The organism is Pantoea eucrina (assembly GCF_001691555.1).
GTDB classification, from domain to species: domain Bacteria; phylum Pseudomonadota; class Gammaproteobacteria; order Enterobacterales; family Enterobacteriaceae; genus Pantoea; species Pantoea borealis.
In genome coordinates this window covers 77378-98168 of sequence record NZ_MAYN01000006.1, presented here as the reverse complement: position 1 = coordinate 98168, position 20791 = coordinate 77378, and the positions used below count along the sequence as shown (strand labels likewise).

Below are 20791 nucleotides of genomic sequence, written 5' to 3'. Positions count from 1 at the left end.
CGGCCCGGCGACGCAACTCATTAGCCGTGAAAGTGTCGCAATCGACTGATTGCGACAGCGTAATTGGTAAGTGCTTAACCGTTATCGCGAAAGCCAGGATAGAGACTCATCCCGCCATCAATAAACAGCGTGGTGCCATGCACGTAGTCGGATAAATCGCTGGCCAGCCATATCACCGCATTACCCACATCTTCCGGATCGCCTACCCGGCCATAGGGAATGAGCTGCAGCAGCTTTTTCTCCGCGTCGCCCTCCGTGGCTTCGGTATTGATTGGGGTTCTGATGGCCCCCGGCGCAATCGAATTAATGCGAATGCGCTCCTCACCCACCTCCTGCGCCAGGCTACGCATCAGCAGATCGACACCCCCTTTAGAGGCGGCATAGTTGATATGGCCAGCCCAAGGGATGAGCTGATGAACCGAACTCATATGAATGATTTTTCCGGCAGCGCGGCTCACGTCCAGACGTTTCTCCTGCTGGCGAAACTGACGCAGCGCTGCCCGGGCACAGAGAAACTGACCGGTGAGATTAACCTGGATAACTTTGTTCCACTCCTCCAGCGTCATCTCGCTGGCTGGCGCATCGCGCTGCAGTCCGGAGTTCGCGACCAGGATATCCAGCCGCCCAAAATGGTTGATGGTTTCAGCAAACAGCGCCTCTACGGCTTTTTCATCAGAGACATCACCCCCTACCGCCACCGCCTTACCGCCGCGCTGCCGGATCGCTTCTGCCAGCGCCTCGGCAGGCTCCTGCTGGCTGTTATAGTTGACTACCACCGCTGCACCCGCCGCAGCCAGCGCTTCGGCGCAGGCGTAGCCAAGCCCTGAACTGGCGCCGGTAACCAGCGCAACCTGTTTCTCCAGTGATATCTGCATGCTGTTAATTCCCGTTATGAACAGAGAGGAGGCTGGCAGCGCGTGCCGCCAGCGGCTACAGGAAATCATAGTCGGCGCAGCAGAATTGGTCGCGTCACGGTTCGCCTAAATATTTCATTCTGTAAATTACTGGAAATCTGCGGATTAATAACCAGACTTAAGCAGTCCGGCAGCAGAACTGCTGCATTTACATTCACAGAACGGAGGCAATATGGTAAGCAAATCAGAAATCCTGGATCACGCACAGGTTGTTGACGTCAACGGTGAGCACGTGGGCATTGTCGATCACTTCGAAGGCGAAGATAAAATCAAACTGGCGAAAAGCGATCCGGAAGCGGGCGGTAAGCACCACATCATCCCATTCAGCTGGGTTAAAGAAGTTGATGATAATAAAGTCATTCTTTCCAAATCAAAGGATGACGTTGAAGCCGAGTGGCAGAGCGCATAATCTGTTGTCGGACCGCAGCAGCCCTGCTGCGGTCTGGTTTTTACACGTGTGAAGAGCCCAATACCGGCTGATTCAAAAAGCATTGCTTCTGATACGAAAAGAACTCACGATCCAATCGATAATATCCTTCGACTCTCCTGACAGAATCCTCTCCCGCTACTCCGGCCTCTGAAAAGTCCAATGGCAGAATCCGACTTTTCATTTAATAGATCTGCTGCTTTTACGCTTCACAACATCCTGCTGTGTGCATCACAACGTAACGCAGGCTTTGGTTTCCGCCACGCTTCTGGCTATGATGACATCCAGTCACGACGTAGGTAGAGCCGTAAAGCGTCAGAGCAACACAGGAGGCAGCGATGCTTAGCGACGAACGCCTGCAATATATAGCAGGTAACCCTGATAATAATTCCCCAGAAGCCGTTGAAATGGCGCGCGAAATATTGCGTTATCGCCGCGCACTGGCAGAGCCCTATGCCATTATCGAGCCTTTGGGTATGCAATATCTGGGGGATGGTAACGGCGCCATGGTATTTCCGCCCCGTTATCGTGAAAGAAACGATATCAATCTTTATCGTCTTGATGAAAATGAGATGGCTGACTGAGCCTGACAACGCCTCAATGCCCTGTGATAGACTCGCCGGGAAACCTGCAGCCGGACCGCGTAATGAAAAGTGACCTAGAAGAAAAACTGGCAGAAATAATTATCGGCGAAACAGTAACGGAGCTGCTTGATGCTGGCACTACTATATCCCTGCAAATGCTGCTGGATCGGCTGTATGACAAAGTCAGCAGCAACGCTGATGAAACCTATCTGCGCGCAGCATTACATGTTATTGACGGCATCAGACGCGAAATGCAGTTAACAACAGCTGTTGAGGCTGATAGCGCTGCATCTCACACGGCAGAAGATAACGTGCATTAAGGCAGCGGGCCTTAGCTGCAAAAACTCACATCGGAATTATCCTTTTGTCTCATCTGCTCCAGGCAGATCGCGTAATCCGTGCCAGGCTTATTTAACGTTAAAGCCGTTACTGATAGGGAGAGAATGATGATGAAGGTGTGGATTGCTATTACGTTGATCGCTGCAGCGAGCTGCTCAGTATGGGCTTCAAAGGGTGGTTTTGAGACCTCAGCAGCCATTCCTGCCGCACAGAGCGTGCAGCAGGAATAAAAATCTTAAATACCTTCGTCGTCCGGTGTGCGTCCGACCACTATCTCCAGCGCATTACGCAGTACATCAAGGTGTACAATGTCTGATGTGCTTTCCAGCTCGGCGATAAGATACAGGATAATGGTTTTGCTGGTGACGCGTTTGCCGTGCACAACAATATCGCGGATGACCGCATCCAGCACGGCTGTTTCAGCAGCCAGCTTCTCGCCAGCGTGACGAAAATGGTGAATGATGTCGGCTTCGGTCGTTTGGGTGTGCTGCATTTCTTGCTGCATAGTCTTTCCGTTTAATTCCGCACCAGCGGCTGAGTTACCAGGCTAACTGCCTGAAATAAAGACGGCCATCCGCAGATGGCCGCATCCTGCGGGCTTATTGCCACACTTCGCTTGCGCGAATATATCTCTTAATGCTTTTTACTGCCTGCCTGAACCGACTGTAGCGCCATCACCGGCATATCCTGAGTCTGCCGCGCGCGCGGAAACTCTTTTGCTACTTCATCCAGTGCACACTGCAGTGCCGCCAGCCGTTCAGGATGTGACTCCAGCGCTGCCATTCGCTTCAGAGTAGCAACCAGAGCGGTTGAATTGATACGGCCGGCATCACCGAGCAGTAATGTTACTGCTTCGCCGATAACGATATCAGTCAGTCTTTCCAGGTTACTTCGTTGCATACCCGCTTCTTATATTTGCGTGCCTGCTCCGGCAGTGATATCTGGCTGCCAGTCCGGACAGCCCTGAAAGTGCTGCAGGATAAACTGAACACGCGGTTGAAGGCGTCTCAGCGATCAAACAGCAGCCCGATAAGCGCCTGGTAGTGACGCTCTTCTTCCACACTCGCTGCGACCTCCAGACGACGTAAGAGCTTTGAACAGATCGCTTTGCGATTAAGATTTTTACCCGCACGCAGGATTTCTACCACAATCTGGCCCAACGTTTCCTGCTGTCCCGGTACGGAAACCTTGCTGAAGTAATGGGCAATATCATTTGCTGTAGTTGGATAGTTCGCAATGTCCTGGCGCATGGGGAACCTCTGTAATGGTTGAAATATACTCATCGCTCAATGAGCGTAAAGTTATACAACATTGATAAACTTGTACAGCGATTGTGTATATCCCCTGGCTTGATTTTTTTGCAAAAAATGCTAAGCACTATTTATCATGGGGTTATAAATGAAAATAAGGATAAGTAAGTTGTACAGCTATATCAGCAGCTTCGATAAAAAAGCAGTAACTGATGCAGAAAGCTTGTAGGCAATGCTTTGTCTTCAGAAAGAGGATGCTATCCCTGCATGAATTGTTAATCATCAGAAAAATAAATTGTATAGGTGACTGTAACTTATAGATATTTATTAGATCCAGACCAGTCTGCGGCCGCTCTTACAAATCAACGCTGTACACATCGCTACGCATCGTTTACTTTGCGCACGACCCCTCTATTAACTTTCAGGTATTTCAATGCGCCAGGACGGACTGCCTTCTGAAAATACAATCGGGCTGACTGGCTACTTCAGCAGGGTAACGCACCCCTGCCAGATTGAAATGCTGGGCAGGATCACTGTCGAAATCCTTCGTCAGGAGCGACGTCTTACCCGAACTGCAGTGTGCCTTAAATTGATCGGCTGGCTGGACAGCACCGAGAATGCCGCAGAGGCTGCGCATCTGCGCGAGCTGCTCGCTATGCTGTTTGGCCGTTAATAACATTAATCATGCTGCCAGCCCGCTTTTGCGGGCTGTTTTGTATTCACTTTTTTCCGCCTGCCCTTTGTTAACGGGATAAAAAAGTCATTCACTCCGCTGAATGCCTCCTGGGGTTGCCATACACTTGTGAGTAGGTAGACTAGTCTACCTACTCACAACGCCATTGGGGCTGACAATGACGCAACAGTCTGCTGATTCAGAAACGGCTTATGAAAAGCTACTCAACGCCGCACGCATTCTTTTTTACAACCACGGAATAGGCGGCACAGGCATTGATGCGATTGTGAAACGGGCTGGCGTCGCAAAGAAAAGCCTGTACAACAACTTTGCCTCTAAAGATGAACTGGTAGCGGCTTATCTCAGGGTGCGGCATGAAGAGTGGCTGGCGCTGTATGAAAAGCGGCGTCAGATCGCTACGACGCCCCGGGAGCGGGTTCTGGCCGTCTTTAAAGCGTATGAAGATCACGCTGAGTATGCTTATGAACACGGCTTTCGCGGCTGCGGGCTGCTGAATGCCGCTGCAGAGTTGCCTGCCGGAGCACCGGGACGCCAGGCTGTACGTGAACACAAAGAGGAAGTTGAAGCGATTCTGGCTTCGCATCTGGCTGAGCTGATACACGGAGAGGAAAAAAATGCCGGCCTGGTGGCAAAGCATTTCGCCTTCCTGCTGGAAGGCAGCATCTCCCGGGCAGGCCTGGAAGGGAGCAGTCACTGTGTGGCACAGGCCCGCGCGATGGCTGAACAGATGATGGAGGCGTGCTGATGCTTTCATCGGGACAACGGCTGGGCGGCATAACGGGCGTGCTGGTGGCCGCCATCCTCTGGGGTACCACCGGCACGGCGGCTACCTTCGCCCCTGAGCTGAGTCCGCTGGCGATTGGGGCCGTAGCGATGGGCATCGGCGGTTTATTACAGGGGCTTATTGCGGCTGGCACACTTCTTCGTCAGCGCCGGCTTATTGCCGCACAGTGGCACTTTCTGGTCACCGGCGCGCTCGCGGTTGCCGTGTATCCCCTTGCCTTCTATGCCTCAATGCGTTATGCCGGCGTCACAACTGGCACGGTGATTTCGATTGGTTCGGCTCCGCTTCTTTCAGCTCTGATTGAGTATCGCTTCGACGGCGGGCGCCTGACAAAGCAGTGGCTGTGCGGCGCAGTGCCGGGGATCGCCGGAATGATACTGCTCTGCCTGGCGCAGAGCAGCGGAGAGGCTGAGGCTGCCGGCAACGAACACGCCCTGAGCGGTATCGCTCTGGGTCTGCTGGCAGGGTTTACCTACGCGTTCTATTCGTGGTCGGCGCGACGCCTGATGCAGGCGGGTGTGGCATCCGGCGCGGCCATGGGAGCAACGTTTGGTGCGGGCGGCATCCTGCTGATGCCCGTACTGTTTATGACGGGTGCTCCGCTACTGGCGAGCTGGAACACTGCGGCTGTCGGGATCTACATGGCCCTGATCCCGATGTTTGTCGGCTATCTCTGCTACGGCTATGGCCTGGCGCGTATCCCCGCCAGCATGGCCACCACCATCACCCTGCTCGAACCGGTGATTGCGGCGTTGCTGGCGGTTCTGCTGGTGGGTGAAAGGCTGCCCTTTGCCGGCTGGGCAGGTGTCAGTCTGATCGTCGTCTGCCTCGGCATTATTACCGCGCCGGCAAAGAAGCATTTGCTCAAAGATCCCCGTTTATTAAGTTAATAACAACTGGTACAGGTATCAAGGCGAGAATGAACTATCGCCTTGATAAATTCAATTTCGCTAACATAAAGGGGGAAATTTCATAATGGCAATGGCAGCACTTAAAACATTATAATTAGATATGATGCCGCCACCAATCATAAATAAATTTAAACCACCTTCAAATTAACACGTGAGTTAATAAAACATCCTTTTACCTACGCACTTCTATGATTGAATTCATAATTAATAACTCCATTTTAAAGGTAATTTCTGCCACCCCCTTAGCTTTACAGAATTTCAATAAGTTAAAATAAAAACCATAATAAACATAAAGCCAAATAAAATATATAACAACAAAACTAACCAAGCGCTTTATTGATCTTCATGTTTATTATTAACACCATTGAAATTAGTAAGAAATTAAAAAAACCAAACCACTTTATAATAATGCATATAGGAACAAGGCTTGGATATTAGGATTCAGCACATTGAAAATAAATAAAAAATAAAAAAACCTATAACTGATGGGACGAATAAAAAAATCAAAAAAATATCAAGAACAGCAAGATGTTGACAAAAAAACAAAAAACCCAACCCCCTAATAATTCAAACTTATCGGCGAGAAAAAAATTAAGCCATTTGATAACACCCTAATTGATTAGAGATCGAAAATATTAAAAACACCATTAAGCATCGGGAAATATTAATATATTGGCGCTACATCTTAGACTTACCAGCATAAAAAAATTAGCTCCTGCACAATACCGGTTTATTTTAGTAACCTAATTTTTAATAACGCTAGGAAATAACTTGTAAACAGCTTCAAATGAATAGGATCCACGGCAGCCATGGCAGCCTCCTCAACAGGTTGTAATGGTTAGCTGGTTGTAGAGGGGTTCAGCCTGTGCAATCAGCGACTAAGTACTTCAGTTTGAGTTATGTCTTCGCTATTACTCTCCTCACGGTCGTGGTAAATTTTTAGGTAACGGACGGACTGCATCGTCCATCCTGCTCTGATATTCAGTATGACTTGCTTCCGCCCTGACGTCCTGACCGCTCAGATGACGCTCAGTTGCGCGCACGTTTGCCATGTGCTGCTGATCGCTGACGCTGAAAGAATGTTCGTCCCGTTTCGTGACGTTTCTCACCGCGCCGGCATAAAGCACGCGGTTAACGGCAGCCGGGTCCCCCTGTAAAACAGTATTCTCACCGCTGCGCCAGGCAATCAGTTCGGCAGCCAGATCGTTGTTATGACGGTCAGACGCTGCGTCAGCGGCTGCGTAAACCTCAACCCTGTTGCCAAAGTCGGTTACTGCAGGTTTACCGTCGCGCAGATAGGTCACCGTACCGTCTCGTAATAACGCTGTGTCATGCGCGCTGGATTTGAATGTCGGTACGTCTTCAGCCGGCCCGAAATGAATAACAGCGTTTGGCTCCGGCCAGGCAGATTGACGTTTCGACGCTGCACGCTTTTCACGATAGGCCCATCCGCGCATCTGACTGATTGCGGCGACGTCGCCGTTAAGCGCTTCCTGTTCAACCCACGACTTCCAGGTCAGGTGACGCGCCTGTCCGGTTTCTTTCAGCGTCTGCCGCTCTTCACGCAGCTGCAGTCTCAGCTTTGCTGCTGCCTTCATCTTCTCAAACTCAGCAACCCGATACATCAGCCTGCGCATCAGCGGATCCCGGACGGCCTGACGCACGTTCGCCTTCGTAGCCACGCAGTGAGCGGATATCTGCCGGAAGCGTTCGCCCGCGCGCAGGTCAGGTCTTTCCCAGCCGGCGCGATAAGCATCATAGCGCGTGCGCAGGATGTCGCGGGCAACGGCTCTCGCTTCGCGACGTTCACGGCGGGCCTCTCCGTCACGGACGTGCAGCTGCGGCAGATAAAACTTATCAACCATGAGCATGCCGGCCTCATGATTTTCCGGGTCGGATGCGGGCGGTGCGGGCAGGAAACTGCCGTGCTTTGCTTCCATCGCCTGCAGACCGATAGCCGGATGAATGTCTGATGCTTTCACGCTGATGCTGTCAGGATTGAGCAGATCGAAAACGGCGAGGCCGCCGTTCTGTTCCCGCACGCCAAGCCCGCGTGTATACATGACGTTGTGAAGCAGCGGCCAGCTGAGACTGCCCTCTTCGGACAGGTCGCTGATCATCTGACGCGTCTCGCGAACGGCGTAGCCGTGAAGGCTTTCCTTATCGGAAAAGATTTCTCTTTTAGCTGCGCCGCGCGGCGCTGAAGGCAGCGCACGACGCGTGCGGTACAGGCTGCCGTCCCCGCTCATTTCCCAGCTGCCGTTGTCCACGTTGAAGCCTAAATCGCGCTCCAGCACGCGGCAGGCTTTCTGCAGCGTGTCTGCATCGTTCCACATATTCTGTGCGCGGAACGTGACCGGATGAACGCGGTTAGCGGACACGTGACAGTGAACGTTATCGGTATCTTTATGAATCGCGGCAACGTACTGATGATCTGCCATCCCCAGCTGCGCCATGCTGTAGCGCACTGAGGTAAAGACGGCGTCAGGAGAAGGATTTTCGTCGCTCTGCCACGAGAGAATAAAGTGATAAACCGCATCCTTACAGTGGCGGTTCTGCATCGCGGTCATGTTCATTTCTGACGCTGCGGCTTCAAGCGAAAAGCAGTTGGTTTCGCACAACACTTCACCTGAAAGCACGCGCTGAATGCCCTCAGGTGAAATGCTGATAATTTCAGAAGCAGGCGATATGTTCTTACGGCCCACGTAGTCAACAAGCTGGCTAAAGCCCGGAGTCGCCGTAGAACCGGCATTCGGGGTATGCGCAGGCTCAGGCTGCACCTGTTCAGCATTTTTGTTTTCTTCGCGCGTGCTGACGTATTCAACTAGCTTTCTGAAGCTGGTCTTTTTGTCGCGACGTTTTGGCGGGATGATGACGTTCATCAGTCCTTGATTTCCTCTGCCGGAACCGGCGCCATGTCCAGCGCATTGATGGCGTGAGTGATGCTGGTCAGTACGCCGGAAAACTGCTGGCTGAGTTCGGTTGTCATGTTGTCCTTCATCTGGGTATAGAGGTGCTTTTGCAGACCACCCAGGCGGAGAAGTTCGTTCATCATCCGGATATCCGTACGCACCATAATGCGGCGGCTCAGAGCGGTGCGCCGCAGGTACTCAGACGTTGTAAGTCCGGCAGCGACAGCCTTTGCCTTAATAGCTTCAGCCTCAGCTTCCGTACAGCGAAGCTGAATGAGTGTGTTCTTCTGACGCTTCTCACTTTTCGACATAACTCAACCTTGGCACATTACCCGGGTCTCGGGGCGGAGCCCTGAGCAGGTCGTTTTGGCGATACCGTCTGCGTGCAGGCGGTAATGACAAAACATTTCCTGCCCCGTGTTTTAATATCAAGTTAAGGATTTTAACACTTCATTGCAGACTGCGCTATGAAGTGGTATTTGGTTAGGTGTTTTATCATCGCCAACCGAGCCTTGCGGAGCTTAAAACCAGATTTATTCGGATTATAACTTAATCAGGTTCGATGGGGTAAATACACTGATGGCAGTAAAGAGCTACACGCTTAGTAAGGTGTATGCGCATCTTGAAAATTTTGGAATTTATAATGTTACATTTAGAAATTTTGAAGAGATCACTATGGATAAAAAGAAGCATCAGGATAAGCGGGGGCTGGTAAGATCTTCAGGTGATGTTAAAGCAGCAGCCGCTGACACCAACCGACAGAGGTAATAGTGACTGACCTGCCCCCAATATTAGATACAACCTTCAGTTAGTAATGTCGGTTTGTTTACCTTCACATTCTCCATTTCGCCACCGTGCTGCAAACTCTGATGGCGTCTGATAATTCAGTGCTGAATGTGGACGACATTCGCTATAATCCTGACGCCATTCGCTGATGGTTTTCCTGGCATGGCTGACGTCGCTGAACCAGTGTTCATTCAGGCATTCATCGCGAAAGCGTCCGTTAAAACTCTCAATAAATCCGTTCTGTGTCGGCTTGCCGGGCTGGATAAGTCGCAGCTCCACTCCATGCTCAAAGGCCCACTGATAGAGCGCGCAGCAGGTAAACTCCGGGCCCTGATCGGTTCTTATCGTAGCCGGATAGCCGCGAAACAGCGCAATGCTGTCCAGAATACGCGTGACCTGCACGCCTGAAATCCCGAAGGCAACAGTGACCGTCAGGCATTCCTTTGTGAAGTCATCGACGCAGGTAAGGCACTTGATCCTGCGACCAGTAGCCAGCGCATCCATGACGAAATCCATCGACCAGGTCATGTTGGGCGCCGCCGGGCGGAGCAGCGGCAGACGTTCTGTTGCAAGCCCTTTACGACGACGTCTGCGTTTAACGCCCAGTCCGTTCAGATGATAAAGGCGGTACACGCGCTTGTGATTAACCAGAAGCCCTTCTCGGCGCAGTAACTGCCATATGCGGCGGTAGCCAAAACGCCTGCGCTCCAGTGCCAGTTCAGTAATGCGCCCTGATAAATGCGCATCAGCCGCCGGGCGCTGAGCCTCATAGCGGCAGGTCGACAGAGACAAACCTGTAAGCCTGCAGGCACGACGTTGCGACAGACCGGTCGCATCACACATAAACTCAACGGCTTCCCGCTTCTGGTCTGTCGTCAGTACTTTCGCCCCAGAGCCACCTGAAGTGCCTCCTTATCCAGCATGGCTTCGGCAAGCAGCTTCTTGAGGCGCGCGTTCTCCTCTTCAAGAGATTTAAGCCGCTTCACCTCAGGAACTTCCATACCACCAAACTTCTTGCGCCAGGTGTAAAAGGTGGCGTCGGAAATGGCGTGCTTGCGGCAGAGCTCACGGGCAGAAACGCCGGCTTCCGCTTCGCGAAGAATACTGATGATCTGTTCGTCGGAAAAACGCTTCTTCATGGGGATGTCCTCATGTGGCTTATGAAGACGTTACTAACATCGGGGTGTGTTATTCAACGGGGAGCAGGTCAATGGGGCAAAAATGAGTACGTGGATTGCTTTTAGTCTGATTGTGGGTATCGGTTCTACCCTTATTCTGGATCTGTGGGTAACCCTGGTTAAAAAAGTAGCGGGAGTCCCACCAACGGACTGGGGCATGGTTGGCCGCTGGCTTACAGAGATTCTGCGGGGGAACATTGTTCTCGATAACCGTACTACCAGAGCACCCGGAACGATTGAAAAAATGACAAGATGGATTTTCCATTACCTCATCGGTATTGCTTATGCACTGCTGTTGTTAGTTTTCTGGGGTACCCGCTTTGCTTTGCAACCGAGCCTTCTCCCTGTCTTCATCATTGGCGTTGTTGTCAGCACTTTTGCAGGCTTAGCTTTGCTGATGCCTGCCATGGGTGGCGGTTTTTTTGGGAGAAAATTACCGAATCAGATCTTAATGATTATCTACATCATCGTCGCCCATATTGCCTTTGCCATTGGCCAGTATGGATTTGCGCAACTTTATTCAATCAATTAAACGCTAAACGAATCACTTGAATCAATAATCTGCCTAATTGCTGAGGCTGGTATTAGACCGTCAAAGCTTGTTCTGACACAGTTAAAGCAAGCTCTTAACCTGAATTTCTCTTTACTCCGGCAACTTATTTAAAGTATTTATTTTGCTCATCAGAGCCATCCGGGGAGCAGTACCCTTGGGGGCTCTCGAAAGCTCATAAGTTGGACATTCAGCTAACCACATACTATTTCCGCTGTCCGGGAGAGGCAACGCTTCTGAGTTTTTTCAGAAGCCGCTCGACTGCTTCAATGTCATTATCTACCGCTGCTAGTTCATCCTCGGTTAAGGGAATTTCTTGCATAAGCTTTATTAAGTTTTGGCGGCCTTCCAGATACTGAGCTTCCGATGAGGATTTTGGTATGTAAAAAGAGCATTTTGCACAGGCCATGCGATGTGGACATTGATCAAAAAAATCATAAGTACAGAAACCATGCCCGAGATCATAATAGCGCCACGGCTTTCCCTCTGCTGCCTGACCTGATGCGACTATGTTCTGATCGATGAGTAACGAAACCACGCGACGATTACGTTCAAAATACCCCGCTTTATCGAATGAAGCGGCAAGCCTCGTTGGCGTAATATCGACATAATGTCGGGTGGATTCCGGTGAAGAATGCCCCAGCCATTTCTGCAGTTCGAAAATATCAAGCGGTTCCCGGGCATTATAAAGCTGGCTGGCGATAGTCGCTCTTGCTCGATGACTGGTGATCCTGCCTCTGGCATCATGCTCAGGAATGCCCGCTTTTTTACACAGCAACGGAACGAGAGAATTATTGATGTAGCTTCCATGCACCCGTTTTCCCCGATGCATAAAAAGAAAATGAACACTCTCGCCGGTCTTTGGATCTTCCTGAAGCGCCTGCGGGCTACGAACCAGTTCCCAGCGTTCAATATAATCTCCAACAATGGAGTCAACCGGTTTTGTAAATGCTGCATAAGTCTTACTGACCGGGACATCCATCAGGCAAATACGTTGTCCGTCATTTTCTTCTGAGGCCTGCCAGCGGATACAGCCGCACCGCATGCGCAGAATTTCATCACGTCTGAGACCACCAAATAACCAGAGCACACTTAATGCCCTGACCATCTCAAGCGGATAAAAATAGGGATACCCGACGCAGCCTGGCAGGTCTGTCTCCTGCAGGTTTTGTCCGGCGTGAATTAATTTACACCAGAGCTCATCACTCACAATGCGAGGGTCAGGCCCAATCTGCGTGCTAAGACTCCGCGGAGACCTGAGGATTCTTTCAGGGCTGAATTTGACCGGCATCCATCCCCATTCCTGGAGGTCATGAAAAAAAGTATGTACGTGTCTGATTAGCCCTGCTCTCGCAGACGGTTTCATCATACTACCTCGACGCTCACGGTACATTCCTCCTGGGTTCGACCATTCACCAACTTTCATTTTGCATGCTGCCGTCACCCATGCCATGGCAGTCTCCCGTGTCCAGTTGACTGGTGACACGCACTCCGGATGACAATCCGCCAGCCAGCGACCACACTTAAGCAACACATACCAGCAAGCTTCAATACTGGAGGGACGCTGCACAGAGGTAGCACGCCAGCGTTCACACCAGGAAAGCCATTCAGCGGGCACATCGGTCACAGCATTGTATTCCCGGGGCGGCCGGCGACGTTGCGACACCCGATAATCGAAACCTTCATTGAAAATCCCTGATGACGCTAGTATACGCGACAACGTAGCAGCAGACTTGCGGAGGTAAGCCGGCCCTGCAGAAGCTATATATTGCAACGTGTCGACATTGACGCGCTCTGGCTGTGGTTCCCGCTGAAGCAGCATTGCCATGCACAAGGCATTCCTGATGCCGTTATTTCTCCCATCGCCAGGAACATATCCCACTGCAGTCATCATTTCGCTAAGTCTGAAGACTGCAGCATCCGTATGCTGACGCCCAAAAACTTTGAGACAGAGCCGATACTGATAAAAAACACCGCAGGATTCCAGACGATCAAAACCACACAGCAACCACGCCAGTGCCATCACGTATTGCCGGCAATTACCACTGGCTCCAAACCTTTGGTGAAAATCACCTTCTGTGCTGCAGATGACTTCGGACCACTCTGACTGTGTCCAGGCCCAGTATGTTTTTCGGAGACGTTGCATCTTTACGGTTATATCGTGAAGGGATGAATTGTATGGAGCCCTGGCCGCATGCATCCTTACCAGTGTGTCGCGTAGCGGTAAGAGAAGACGAGACAGTTGTTTTAATATCTCAGGCGGCCAGTTTTTTCCACCCTGCCGGAAATGCTAATCAGCGTGTCCAGCGCTTCAAGCTCGCCCACAGCAAAATCAGGTCGCGTATCCCAAAGCGGATCGGGAAGGCTGAACTGTATTGCAGGACAGGGCGCGGTCTGTTCAGATTGCATCATGGTGAAGAATCCTGGAGGTGCAACAGAGTAAGGCGGTGAGTATACAAAGACTCCACTGTACAGTTGAACCGACGGCTCAGATCGCGTGCGCTGAGATGAATGTACAGCAGTGTTGACTGGATGCGACGGTGCCCGGCAAATGCGGCAATTTCGTGGATATCCCACCCCGTGCGGGCCAGTTCCGTCAGGCAGAGATGCCGAAAGGTATGTGTACTGATGAGTGGCAGCCCGGCTTGCAGCGCCAGGCTGCGTACCACTTTTGACCAGGTCCAGCCGCTGATGGGCTCCGTCCGGTTACGCGGCGAGTGCGACAGAAAAAGCGGGCCTCGGGATGCACTGAGCTGACGCCGCTCAGCCAACCAGGCCATGTAAAGCTCACCGGTCACCGGGGAATAAGGCACCACCCGGCCAGATCGGTTTTTGGTATGCTCTGCCCGAACAGAGAGCAACCGTCGGGATGGATCGATATCACCAGTAGTCACTGAACAGAGTTCTTCCCGGCGTAATCCACAGTCGTACGCCAGTGCCAGCATAAAACGGGTTCTGATGTCAGCCTGCGCAGCTACAGTCAGAAAATGCAGCCAGTCTTCATCAGCAGGAATCCACGGCAGTCGCCGCTGTACAGGAACTATGCCCGGTTTTCCCTTCCCGTTATTTTTCCAGATCCCCCTTCTGACTGGATTTTTTCCCGTAGCCCCTCTTCACAAAGCCAGTCGCTGTAGAGTCTCACCACCGTCAACCGGTGACGGATAGTCGCAGCTGAGAGGTGACGGCCAGCATGCAGGCTGCGGATATACAGTGCAACAGTATCATGCCCGGCGCCGGTTGCCGTCAGGCCACAAGCGTGGCAAAAGCTCAGCCAGTCATTGACCACACGGGCATAAGCGTCAACGGTATTTGGAGCTCGCAACAGGTCTTCCTGGAGGTTTATCCAGCGGCATGCCGAAGCATCTCCGGCCAGTAAAGGCAAAGCGTCTGTCAGCTTCTTTTGCACGGCGTGACCCTCTGAGAATCGTTTGTATGAAATATAGTCATTTCCAAATAACATAGATGCAAAGGTACTTGGCATTAAAATGGGAACCCCCTGGTTTCAGATAAAGAATCAGCCTTATCCAGAAAAAGTGTTCATTTTCAGTTCGAACTACGGGCTTTAGTAAGTTAATTGGAATGCAACATCGACTGGCTAATCTTTGAGCAGCAATGCTGCTATCAGAGGTAAACACCATGATGATTCCACCAAATGAGGACGTTCTGGTACTGGCGGAGCGCTGGCTAAAACTGCTGTCCGACCTGGGCCGGGCTCAGGCCACACTCTCCGCCTACCGCAGTGCCCTCAGCCATTATTTTGCGTTCTGCAGCCATAACAGCATTGAACCTGAAAAGGCCCGGTTTGAAGACCTGGCCGTCTACATCCGCCCTCAGTTACCCGGCATGCCTTTTCCCGCGGCCAGCGCCACGCTCCAGCTGCGCCTTTCTGCGATCCGTCTCTGGTATGACTTTCTGGTTTATCAGGATATATGCAGTCTCAATCCATTACCCCGTGCGGGTTTGCCGGGGAGTGCTTATACGGGACGTGGTCTGGTTCCCCGTATCACACGTCTGCCCGTTATTCCTGATGATGAGCAATGGCTGAGATTTCTTAAACATGTTTCAACTGCCTCCCTGCGTGATCGGCTGATGCTCGCGCTTGCCTATTTTGGTGCACTCCGCCGTGCAGAGGTGACAGCCCTGGCGCTTGAGGATATCGACCCTGCTCATCGTCTGATTCGTGTCCGCGCCGAAACGACGAAAAACAGGCGGGAAAGGATAGTCTGCTACAGTCCCGCCGTAACACAGGTGCTGGCAAATCATTTCCGGCAGTTACGGCTCGCGGGTTACCGTGGAGGTGCATTGTTTCGCTCGTCTTCTGATCGTAACCACGGTGCCCCCCTGTCTTTCTGGAACTGGAGTAAAACTGTCCGGAAATGGGCTCTTGATGCAGGCCTTCCACAAATCACCACACATACCTTCCGCCATCTTCGCCTGACGCACCTGGCACGCTCTGGATGGAAACTCCATGAACTAGCCACATACGCAGGACACCGCGATCCGCGTACTACCCAGATTTACATCCATCTTTCAGGTTCTGATTTAGCTGGCCGGATGGCCGCTGCAGTAGCTGAAATTGATCGAAAAGTTGTCGGCCTTATTTTTCAGACGGAGATTCGCTGATGAAAGAAGAAGTAATCATTTGTACTTACAGCCCCTTTGAACGTACAAATTATCAGCTGAATGATGTGCTCACTGATGAAGAACGGGCAGCGCTAAGTACAGGCTATCGCAGATCAGACGCTCTCAACCAGCCGGGTTCTTTGTCATTGTTACTGATGCCTTTGCAGGATATTGCCACTCGCAGTGGAACCAGTGACAGGCTGATTAGAATCATAATTCTTTCAGTTCTGGCAGAAACACACCGGACAGGGAAACCCTGCTGGCAGTGGCCGCAGGAAAAATGGATTTCTCTGTTACAGCAGAATGAATCAGGCAGGCCGCTGCTTGCCGCTTTTGCCTTTCATCTTGGCCCATTTTCTTCTCCGTTCAGTTTGCCGCATCAGGGCGCGCCATCGCTGTATGCCCGAGCCATTTTTGGACAGAACATTTTTAGTCAGGAGCTCAGCCGTCTGACTGAAGTTCTGGTTTCTCTTGGGTATAAAAGTCAGAACCAGAAAAATGCTCTGTCAGCCATACTCGGCGTACTGATGCTGATGAATAACAATCCTCAACTTGAAAGCTTTACGATCGATCTGCTGTGGCGGGCGCAGAATTATCACGACCGGGGAATAGCAAAAACAGCTGGCAGGGTTTCACACGCACTTGCCGCAATGGGCATCATAAAAAATTCTGTGCGTATGCGGAATTATAAAGAATGGCATGAAAAATCCACGCAAGGTATCGCGGCAGACTGGGTCAGGTGGTGCCGGAAATGGAGGGATACGTCAGTGCTTCGCCCCCGATCACGGGAGAACCAGTACAGTTTTATTCTCCGCTGTGGGCTGTGGCTTGCCCGGCAATATCCGGATATTCACGAACCGGCCGACTGGACAATGGAAACCTGTGCCAGCTTTATTGCGGCAGTTGGACGAATGAAGGTGGGCGAGCTGTCACTGGGCACCGGAGGAGGTGCCCGGCAATCTGCCCGGATAGGTGAGCCCTTGCTGCCGAATTCCCGTAGCGGATTTGTGTATGCGGTTCGCCGTTTCATGATCGATTATGAAAACTGGGGCTGGGGGCGACTGAAATTCAGTCCGGCACGACATCTCTCTACGCCTGGCACTCCACTGTTCCGTCAGAGTGTAAATCCCCGCGTCATTGATGATCCGGTCTGGCTGAAGCTGATCTGGGCAAGCCTCAATCTGCGCCATGAAGATCTCCTGAGTGACATTCACTATCCTCTGTCCATGCTGCAGGCGATGGCCGTTATCTGGACACATGCCGGGCTGCGCCAGAACGAGTTAATGCGTCTTACTGCTGGCTGCATCACTCTGCAGGCGGATGATATCAGGCAGGAGGATGGTAACATCATTTTGGCAGGAACGCTTTGCTACCTCAGCGTACCGGCAGGAAAAACGTCTAAAGCCTTTGTAAAACCTATCTCTGCCGTCGTGAAAAAGTACGTTGATATCTGGCTCAGCGAACGTCCACAGGAACAGGCAGCTCTTACGGATGAGCGTACCGGTGAAAAAGTCCGCTTCCTGTTTCAGTTTCGGGGCAAACCTGTCGGCAGGGATGTCATAAACCGGACTGTCATCCCGGTTCTCTGTGCCAGAGCGGGTGTGCCTGTGGAAGACAGCCGGGGCCCAATTACCAGCCATCGGGGGCGCGCTTCAGCAGTTACAGCCCTGGCCAGTGTTCCGCAGGGCATGTCTTTGTATGAGCTGATGCAGTGGTCAGGTCATTCTACGCCTCAGTCCACCATGCATTATATTCGTATACGTCCTACCCAGCTGGCTGTGTCTTTTGTGAAGGCGGACCGGGTGGCGCATATGATGAGCGTGCTAATCGATCATGATCTGGAAGCTGTCAGCCTGACCGGACCGGCAACCTATTACGATTTAGGGGATTCTTTCTGTACGAACCCATTCTGGAGCAGTTGCCCTCACCGTATGGCCTGTATCGGGTGCGATTTTAACCTTCCTAAAGAAAGCGCCAGAGGCCTGTTGCTGGAAAGTAAGGCTTCAGTGAAGCGTTATCTGGAGGAAGTTCCGCTGACAGCTGACGAGCAAGAAATTGTCGTTAACGATATGGAAAAACTGGATTATGCATTGAAAAAACAGTAAAGCACCCTGTTTCGCCCCGGAGAACCATTTCGCCTGAAAAATGAATGCTGGACCCGGGGCGAAGGTTCAGACAGGTTATATTACTTTCTCATGAAAGATTCCCAGAGGTCCTCCGCCAGAAACCTGCTTTACGTTAACAGACCCCAAAGCGGAAGAGGATTATTTTTTCAGCCACGTTTCCATATGCTCAATTTCACCTTTTTGCGCTTTGATAATGTCCTCTGCCATCTTCTTCATTTCCGGATCTTTCCCGTATTTCAGTTCCGTTTCGGCCATGGCAATAGCCCCTTTGTGGTGCTCAATCATGCCCGAGGCAAACGCTCTGTCAGCGTCCTGCTCCTTCATGGCATTCATCATGCCGCTGTGCATCTTTTGCATACCAGACATGTACTCTTTTGAAGCCGGAGACATATTCATATCCTGGGACATCTTTGAGTCCGGCTGCTGAGCTATAACGGCAGCCGGCAGAACAAAAATCAGTGAAGCAAAAACAAAATGCGTTTTTTTCATAACGTCACTCCTTCATGTATTGGATTCAGACTTCAGATTTTCCCGATATCCTTTAATGTGCCGGGAAACCTATTACTGATACTAAGGCAGTACAAGACCATGAAAATTGCCGACCTGCTGGTAAAACGTTAAGACACCTCCCGGGGAGCCGGTATCATGGCCGTGAACGTAATTACATTATTGTTCATGGAAACCTGCAGATCGCCCTCATGAGCCAGTAAAACAGAACGGGTGATGGACAACCCCAGCCCGGCACCGTCCGTATTATGCTGACGGGAAGCGTCGCCCCGGTAAAAGCGGTCAAAAAGCCGGTTCAGACTATCCCGGTTGATATTTTCTGTGGGGTTAGAGACATGTATAAAAACCCTGCCGGCGTGGTGTTCAGCCAGCACATTAATGGCTGATCCGGGTAATGAATATTTTATGGCGTTAGTTATCAGATTACTCATTGCACGACGCAGCATCAGGCGATCGCCTCTGACAACTGCCTCCCCCTGCAGAGAAAGCGTTTTGCCGCTGTCACCGGCAAGCGGTTCAAAAAAATCGAGGAGCTCTTCCAGCTCTGCGTTTAACGAAACGTCCTGTTTCTCCAGAGGCATCAGCCCGTTTTCAGATTTAGCCAGGAAAAGCATATCACTGCTCATTCTGGCGAGCCGGCTCAGCTCTTCCAGATTTGAAAAAAGCACCTCACGGTAACTTTCGGCATCACGTTCACGTGACAGCGCAACCTGAGTCTGCATCATTAGATTACTGACAGGGGTACGCAGTTCATGCGCGATATCCGAAGAGAACTCAGACAGACGACTAAATGAATCTTCCAGCCGTTCAAGCATGCTGTTAAATTCAGCTACTGTTACCTTCAGTTCGGCTGGCAGATTATGGCCAGGGAGACGTTTGCTCAGGCTGTTAATCGTAATCGCCGAGGCAAGCCGGTTTATTTCATTCAGAGGCCTGAGTCCCATCCGGGTGACGAGCCATCCCAGAAAAACGGAGATAAATATCAGAGCGACATTAAACCAGACCAGCCATCTTTTAAGCTGACCGATAAACTCATCATGAAGGCTGGTATCATAGGCTGCCGTAATCAGTACATCGTTTAGTTTACCTGCGCTCTTCGCATTAATTTTTCTGACCATAACGTTATAACGCCTGCTGTCTTCCTCCACCGTCTGCATAATACCCGGACGGGTAGCTTCGCCGCTAAACCGCTCATAAGGCACCAAAAAACCGGGAGATGAATAGTCGGCCAGCATCTGGTTATCAGTTGTTTTAACGGAAAGATAAAGTCCGCTGTGACCAACCATGGCATCCGAAAGCTTTCGTGCAAGCGATGCGCTGTCGAGCTTTCCGGCGTGCACCTCACCCTCAAGAAGCTCTGTGGCAAGCTCAAGCTTTCCGGTCAGCAATGTGGCATCCTGATGACGAAAATAACTGCTGAGGGCGGCTACAAGCAGCACACTCGAAAGAAGCCAGACGGACATCATCACGCCGGCAAAAATTATGCTCAGTCGTGATGTCAGAGACCAGTTACGCTTCACTCTTCCCGTATCTCCAGCACATATCCGATACCCCGTACCGTGTGAATAAGCTTTGGTGTAAAGTCATCATCCACCTTACTGCGAAGTCGTCTGACGGCCACATCAATCACATTGGTATCGCTTTCAAAATTGATATTCCAGACCAGAGATGAAAGCAGGCTCCTTGGCAGCACCTCTCCGGTCCGCTGTAACAGCAGCTCAAGCAGCACAAATTCTTTAGCAGACAAATGTATCTTTTTGCCGGAACGGCTCACACTCCGGCGGGTGACATCCATAACCAAATCAGCAATGCGGTGCGTACCGGACGTTTGCGTACGGTTGCGTCTGAGCAGGGTGCGGATACGCGCCAGTAGCTCGGCAAAATCAAAGGGTTTGAGCAGATAGTCATCCGCGCCAAGATCGAGACCTTTAATCTTTTCACTGACGTTATCCCGGGCAGTCAGAAACAGCACGGGCTCTTCGTGCCGGGCCATACGCATCTGCTGAAGAATATCCCAGCCGTCCATTGAGGGCAGCATTACATCCAGAATAATGAGATCATAATGCTGTCGCAGGATATGCTCCAGTCCCTGACGCCCGTCGTTTACAAGGGTTACATCATATCCCGCTTCCAGAAGCCCCTGTCTCAGGTAGGTACCGGTTTTCAGTTCATCCTCAACGATCAGCATAGTGGTCATGGGCAGCTT

At 51.4% G+C, this 20791-nt stretch carries 23 protein-coding genes and 1 pseudogene; 10 read left to right on the top strand and 14 right to left on the bottom strand.

Annotated elements, in window-relative coordinates; translation table 11 throughout:
- Positions 1–74: 74 nt before the first annotated feature.
- Positions 75–875 (bottom strand): glucose 1-dehydrogenase, encoded by an 801-nt coding sequence (locus BBA90_RS03795; RefSeq protein WP_065647988.1) that lies wholly within the window; start codon positions 873–875, stop codon positions 75–77.
- A 211-nt stretch (positions 876–1086) separates the two neighbouring features.
- Between BBA90_RS03795 and BBA90_RS03790 the strand changes: the two genes are divergently transcribed.
- From BBA90_RS03790 to BBA90_RS03780, 3 genes are all read left to right on the top strand, one after another.
- Positions 1087–1323, top strand: a complete 237-nt coding sequence (locus tag BBA90_RS03790) for a DUF2171 domain-containing protein (RefSeq protein WP_065647987.1) — start codon at positions 1087–1089, stop codon at positions 1321–1323.
- A 356-nt stretch (positions 1324–1679) separates the two neighbouring features.
- Positions 1680–1925: a hypothetical protein gene (locus BBA90_RS03785; RefSeq protein ID WP_040113408.1), complete on the top strand. Its 246-nt coding sequence runs from the start codon at positions 1680–1682 to the stop codon at positions 1923–1925.
- 62 nt (positions 1926–1987) lie between these two features.
- Positions 1988–2245, top strand: a complete 258-nt coding sequence (locus tag BBA90_RS03780) for a hypothetical protein (RefSeq protein WP_065647986.1) — start codon at positions 1988–1990, stop codon at positions 2243–2245.
- Between the two features lie 254 nt (positions 2246–2499).
- Here the strand turns inward: BBA90_RS03780 and BBA90_RS03775 are convergent, their stop codons facing one another.
- The 3 genes from BBA90_RS03775 to ycgZ form a co-directional block, all read right to left on the bottom strand.
- Complete coding sequence (locus BBA90_RS03775) at positions 2500–2757, bottom strand: biofilm/acid-resistance regulator YmgB/AriR (protein WP_065648047.1); 258 nt, start codon at positions 2755–2757, stop codon at positions 2500–2502.
- Positions 2758–2897: 140 nt separating this feature from the next.
- Positions 2898–3164, bottom strand: coding sequence for a hypothetical protein (locus tag BBA90_RS03770; protein ID WP_065647985.1), 267 nt, complete (start codon positions 3162–3164; stop codon positions 2898–2900).
- Between the two features lie 107 nt (positions 3165–3271).
- Complete coding sequence (gene ycgZ / locus BBA90_RS03765) at positions 3272–3514, bottom strand: regulatory protein YcgZ (RefSeq protein WP_065647984.1); 243 nt, start codon at positions 3512–3514, stop codon at positions 3272–3274.
- 433 nt (positions 3515–3947) lie between these two features.
- Between ycgZ and BBA90_RS03760 the strand changes: the two genes are divergently transcribed.
- The 3 genes from BBA90_RS03760 (at position 3948) to BBA90_RS03750 (ending at position 5882) form a co-directional block, all read left to right on the top strand.
- A complete protein-coding gene (locus tag BBA90_RS03760) occupies positions 3948–4187 on the top strand; it encodes a biofilm development regulator YmgB/AriR family protein (RefSeq protein ID WP_065647983.1) in 240 nt (79 codons plus the stop codon).
- A gap of 178 nt (positions 4188–4365) precedes the next feature.
- Complete coding sequence (locus BBA90_RS03755) at positions 4366–4953, top strand: TetR/AcrR family transcriptional regulator (RefSeq protein ID WP_065647982.1); 588 nt, start codon at positions 4366–4368, stop codon at positions 4951–4953.
- Positions 4953–5882, top strand: a complete 930-nt coding sequence (locus BBA90_RS03750) for a DMT family transporter (protein WP_084798743.1) — start codon at positions 4953–4955, stop codon at positions 5880–5882. The genes BBA90_RS03755 and BBA90_RS03750 overlap by 1 nt, the downstream gene beginning before the upstream one ends.
- A 941-nt stretch (positions 5883–6823) precedes the next feature.
- Here BBA90_RS03750 and traI read toward each other — a convergent pair.
- The 3 genes from traI to BBA90_RS03735 all read right to left on the bottom strand — a co-directional run bounded on the left by traI (position 6824) and on the right by BBA90_RS03735 (position 10740).
- Complete coding sequence (gene traI / locus BBA90_RS03745; RefSeq protein ID WP_065647981.1) at positions 6824–8785, bottom strand: TraI/MobA(P) family conjugative relaxase; 1962 nt, start codon at positions 8783–8785, stop codon at positions 6824–6826.
- Entirely contained in the window at positions 8785–9126 is a 342-nt protein-coding gene (gene mobA, locus BBA90_RS03740) for a plasmid mobilization protein MobA (RefSeq protein ID WP_065647980.1), read from the bottom strand. Before mobA ends, traI begins: the two co-directional genes overlap by 1 nt.
- 493 nt (positions 9127–9619) lie before the next feature.
- A protein-coding gene (locus tag BBA90_RS03735; protein ID WP_139074165.1) for an IS3 family transposase occupies positions 9620–10740 on the bottom strand; the annotation gives its coding sequence in 2 pieces (ribosomal slippage) (positions 9620–10482 and positions 10482–10740; 1122 coding nt in all).
- An 82-nt stretch (positions 10741–10822) separates the two neighbouring features.
- Here BBA90_RS03735 and BBA90_RS03725 point away from each other — a divergent pair.
- Positions 10823–11311: a DUF2938 family protein gene (locus tag BBA90_RS03725; RefSeq protein WP_065647978.1), complete on the top strand. Its 489-nt coding sequence runs from the start codon at positions 10823–10825 to the stop codon at positions 11309–11311.
- Between the two features lie 223 nt (positions 11312–11534).
- On the opposite strand, the gene BBA90_RS03720 is transcribed toward BBA90_RS03725, so the two are convergent.
- The 4 genes from BBA90_RS03720 to BBA90_RS19500 form a co-directional block, all read right to left on the bottom strand.
- Complete coding sequence (locus BBA90_RS03720) at positions 11535–13352, bottom strand: tyrosine-type recombinase/integrase (protein ID WP_240484880.1); 1818 nt, start codon at positions 13350–13352, stop codon at positions 11535–11537.
- A gap of 224 nt (positions 13353–13576) precedes the next feature.
- Positions 13577–13741: a hypothetical protein gene (locus tag BBA90_RS19510; protein ID WP_233207452.1), complete on the bottom strand. Its 165-nt coding sequence runs from the start codon at positions 13739–13741 to the stop codon at positions 13577–13579.
- Positions 13738–14274 carry a tyrosine-type recombinase/integrase gene (locus BBA90_RS19505; RefSeq protein WP_233207451.1) on the bottom strand — a complete coding sequence of 179 codons (537 nt, stop codon included), beginning with the start codon at positions 14272–14274 and terminating at the stop codon, positions 13738–13740. Before BBA90_RS19505 ends, BBA90_RS19510 begins: the two co-directional genes overlap by 4 nt.
- Before the next feature lie 95 nt (positions 14275–14369).
- Positions 14370–14789 carry a site-specific integrase gene (locus BBA90_RS19500; RefSeq protein WP_233496330.1) on the bottom strand — a complete coding sequence of 140 codons (420 nt, stop codon included), beginning with the start codon at positions 14787–14789 and terminating at the stop codon, positions 14370–14372.
- 19 nt (positions 14790–14808) lie between these two features.
- On the opposite strand from BBA90_RS19500, the pseudogene BBA90_RS19495 reads away from it, so the two are divergent.
- The 3 genes and pseudogenes from BBA90_RS19495 to BBA90_RS03700 all read left to right on the top strand — a co-directional run.
- A pseudogene (locus BBA90_RS19495) lies at positions 14809–14892 on the top strand (hypothetical protein); the annotation flags it as partial.
- Between the two features lie 73 nt (positions 14893–14965).
- Positions 14966–15952 carry a tyrosine-type recombinase/integrase gene (locus tag BBA90_RS03705; RefSeq protein WP_065648044.1) on the top strand — a complete coding sequence of 329 codons (987 nt, stop codon included), beginning with the start codon at positions 14966–14968 and terminating at the stop codon, positions 15950–15952.
- Positions 15952–18057: a tyrosine-type recombinase/integrase gene (locus BBA90_RS03700; protein WP_065647977.1), complete on the top strand. Its 2106-nt coding sequence runs from the start codon at positions 15952–15954 to the stop codon at positions 18055–18057. The genes BBA90_RS03705 and BBA90_RS03700 overlap by 1 nt, the downstream gene beginning before the upstream one ends.
- Positions 18058–18216: 159 nt before the next feature.
- Here BBA90_RS03700 and copM read toward each other — a convergent pair whose 3' ends face one another.
- The 3 genes from copM to BBA90_RS03685 form a co-directional block, all read right to left on the bottom strand.
- On the bottom strand, positions 18217–18567 hold the full coding sequence (gene copM, locus BBA90_RS03695; RefSeq protein ID WP_065647976.1) for a CopM family metallochaperone: 351 nt from the start codon (positions 18565–18567) through the stop codon (positions 18217–18219).
- A gap of 128 nt (positions 18568–18695) precedes the next feature.
- A complete protein-coding gene (locus BBA90_RS03690) occupies positions 18696–20105 on the bottom strand; it encodes a heavy metal sensor histidine kinase (RefSeq protein WP_065647975.1) in 1410 nt (469 codons plus the stop codon).
- Positions 20102–20782: a heavy metal response regulator transcription factor gene (locus tag BBA90_RS03685; protein WP_065647974.1), complete on the bottom strand. Its 681-nt coding sequence runs from the start codon at positions 20780–20782 to the stop codon at positions 20102–20104. Before BBA90_RS03685 ends, BBA90_RS03690 begins: the two co-directional genes overlap by 4 nt.
- Between the last annotated feature and the right edge of the window lie 9 nt (positions 20783–20791).

Bases quoted from the DNA above. Each gene is read 5' to 3' on its own strand.
- BBA90_RS03795 (WP_065647988.1), bottom strand. From the start codon at position 875: ATGCAGATATCACTGGAGAAACAGGTTGCGCTGGTTACCGGCGCCAGT.
- BBA90_RS03790 (WP_065647987.1), top strand. From the start codon at position 1,087: ATGGTAAGCAAATCAGAAATCCTGGATCACGCACAGGTTGTTGACGTC.
- BBA90_RS03785 (WP_040113408.1), top strand. From the start codon at position 1,680: ATGCTTAGCGACGAACGCCTGCAATATATAGCAGGTAACCCTGATAAT.
- BBA90_RS03780 (WP_065647986.1), top strand. From the start codon at position 1,988: ATGAAAAGTGACCTAGAAGAAAAACTGGCAGAAATAATTATCGGCGAA.
- BBA90_RS03775 (WP_065648047.1), bottom strand. From the start codon at position 2,757: ATGCAGCACACCCAAACGACCGAAGCCGACATCATTCACCATTTTCGT.
- BBA90_RS03770 (WP_065647985.1), bottom strand. From the start codon at position 3,164: ATGCAACGAAGTAACCTGGAAAGACTGACTGATATCGTTATCGGCGAA.
- ycgZ (WP_065647984.1), bottom strand. From the start codon at position 3,514: ATGCGCCAGGACATTGCGAACTATCCAACTACAGCAAATGATATTGCC.
- BBA90_RS03760 (WP_065647983.1), top strand. From the start codon at position 3,948: ATGCGCCAGGACGGACTGCCTTCTGAAAATACAATCGGGCTGACTGGC.
- BBA90_RS03755 (WP_065647982.1), top strand. From the start codon at position 4,366: ATGACGCAACAGTCTGCTGATTCAGAAACGGCTTATGAAAAGCTACTC.
- BBA90_RS03750 (WP_084798743.1), top strand. From the start codon at position 4,953: ATGCTTTCATCGGGACAACGGCTGGGCGGCATAACGGGCGTGCTGGTG.
- traI (WP_065647981.1), bottom strand. From the start codon at position 8,785: ATGAACGTCATCATCCCGCCAAAACGTCGCGACAAAAAGACCAGCTTC.
- mobA (WP_065647980.1), bottom strand. From the start codon at position 9,126: ATGTCGAAAAGTGAGAAGCGTCAGAAGAACACACTCATTCAGCTTCGC.
- BBA90_RS03725 (WP_065647978.1), top strand. From the start codon at position 10,823: ATGAGTACGTGGATTGCTTTTAGTCTGATTGTGGGTATCGGTTCTACC.
- BBA90_RS03720 (WP_240484880.1), bottom strand. From the start codon at position 13,352: ATGGCACTGGCGTGGTTGCTGTGTGGTTTTGATCGTCTGGAATCCTGC.
- BBA90_RS19510 (WP_233207452.1), bottom strand. From the start codon at position 13,741: ATGATGCAATCTGAACAGACCGCGCCCTGTCCTGCAATACAGTTCAGC.
- BBA90_RS19505 (WP_233207451.1), bottom strand. From the start codon at position 14,274: ATGCTGGCACTGGCGTACGACTGTGGATTACGCCGGGAAGAACTCTGT.
- BBA90_RS19500 (WP_233496330.1), bottom strand. From the start codon at position 14,789: ATGTTATTTGGAAATGACTATATTTCATACAAACGATTCTCAGAGGGT.
- BBA90_RS03705 (WP_065648044.1), top strand. From the start codon at position 14,966: ATGATGATTCCACCAAATGAGGACGTTCTGGTACTGGCGGAGCGCTGG.
- BBA90_RS03700 (WP_065647977.1), top strand. From the start codon at position 15,952: ATGAAAGAAGAAGTAATCATTTGTACTTACAGCCCCTTTGAACGTACA.
- copM (WP_065647976.1), bottom strand. From the start codon at position 18,567: ATGAAAAAAACGCATTTTGTTTTTGCTTCACTGATTTTTGTTCTGCCG.
- BBA90_RS03685 (WP_065647974.1), bottom strand. From the start codon at position 20,782: ATGACCACTATGCTGATCGTTGAGGATGAACTGAAAACCGGTACCTAC.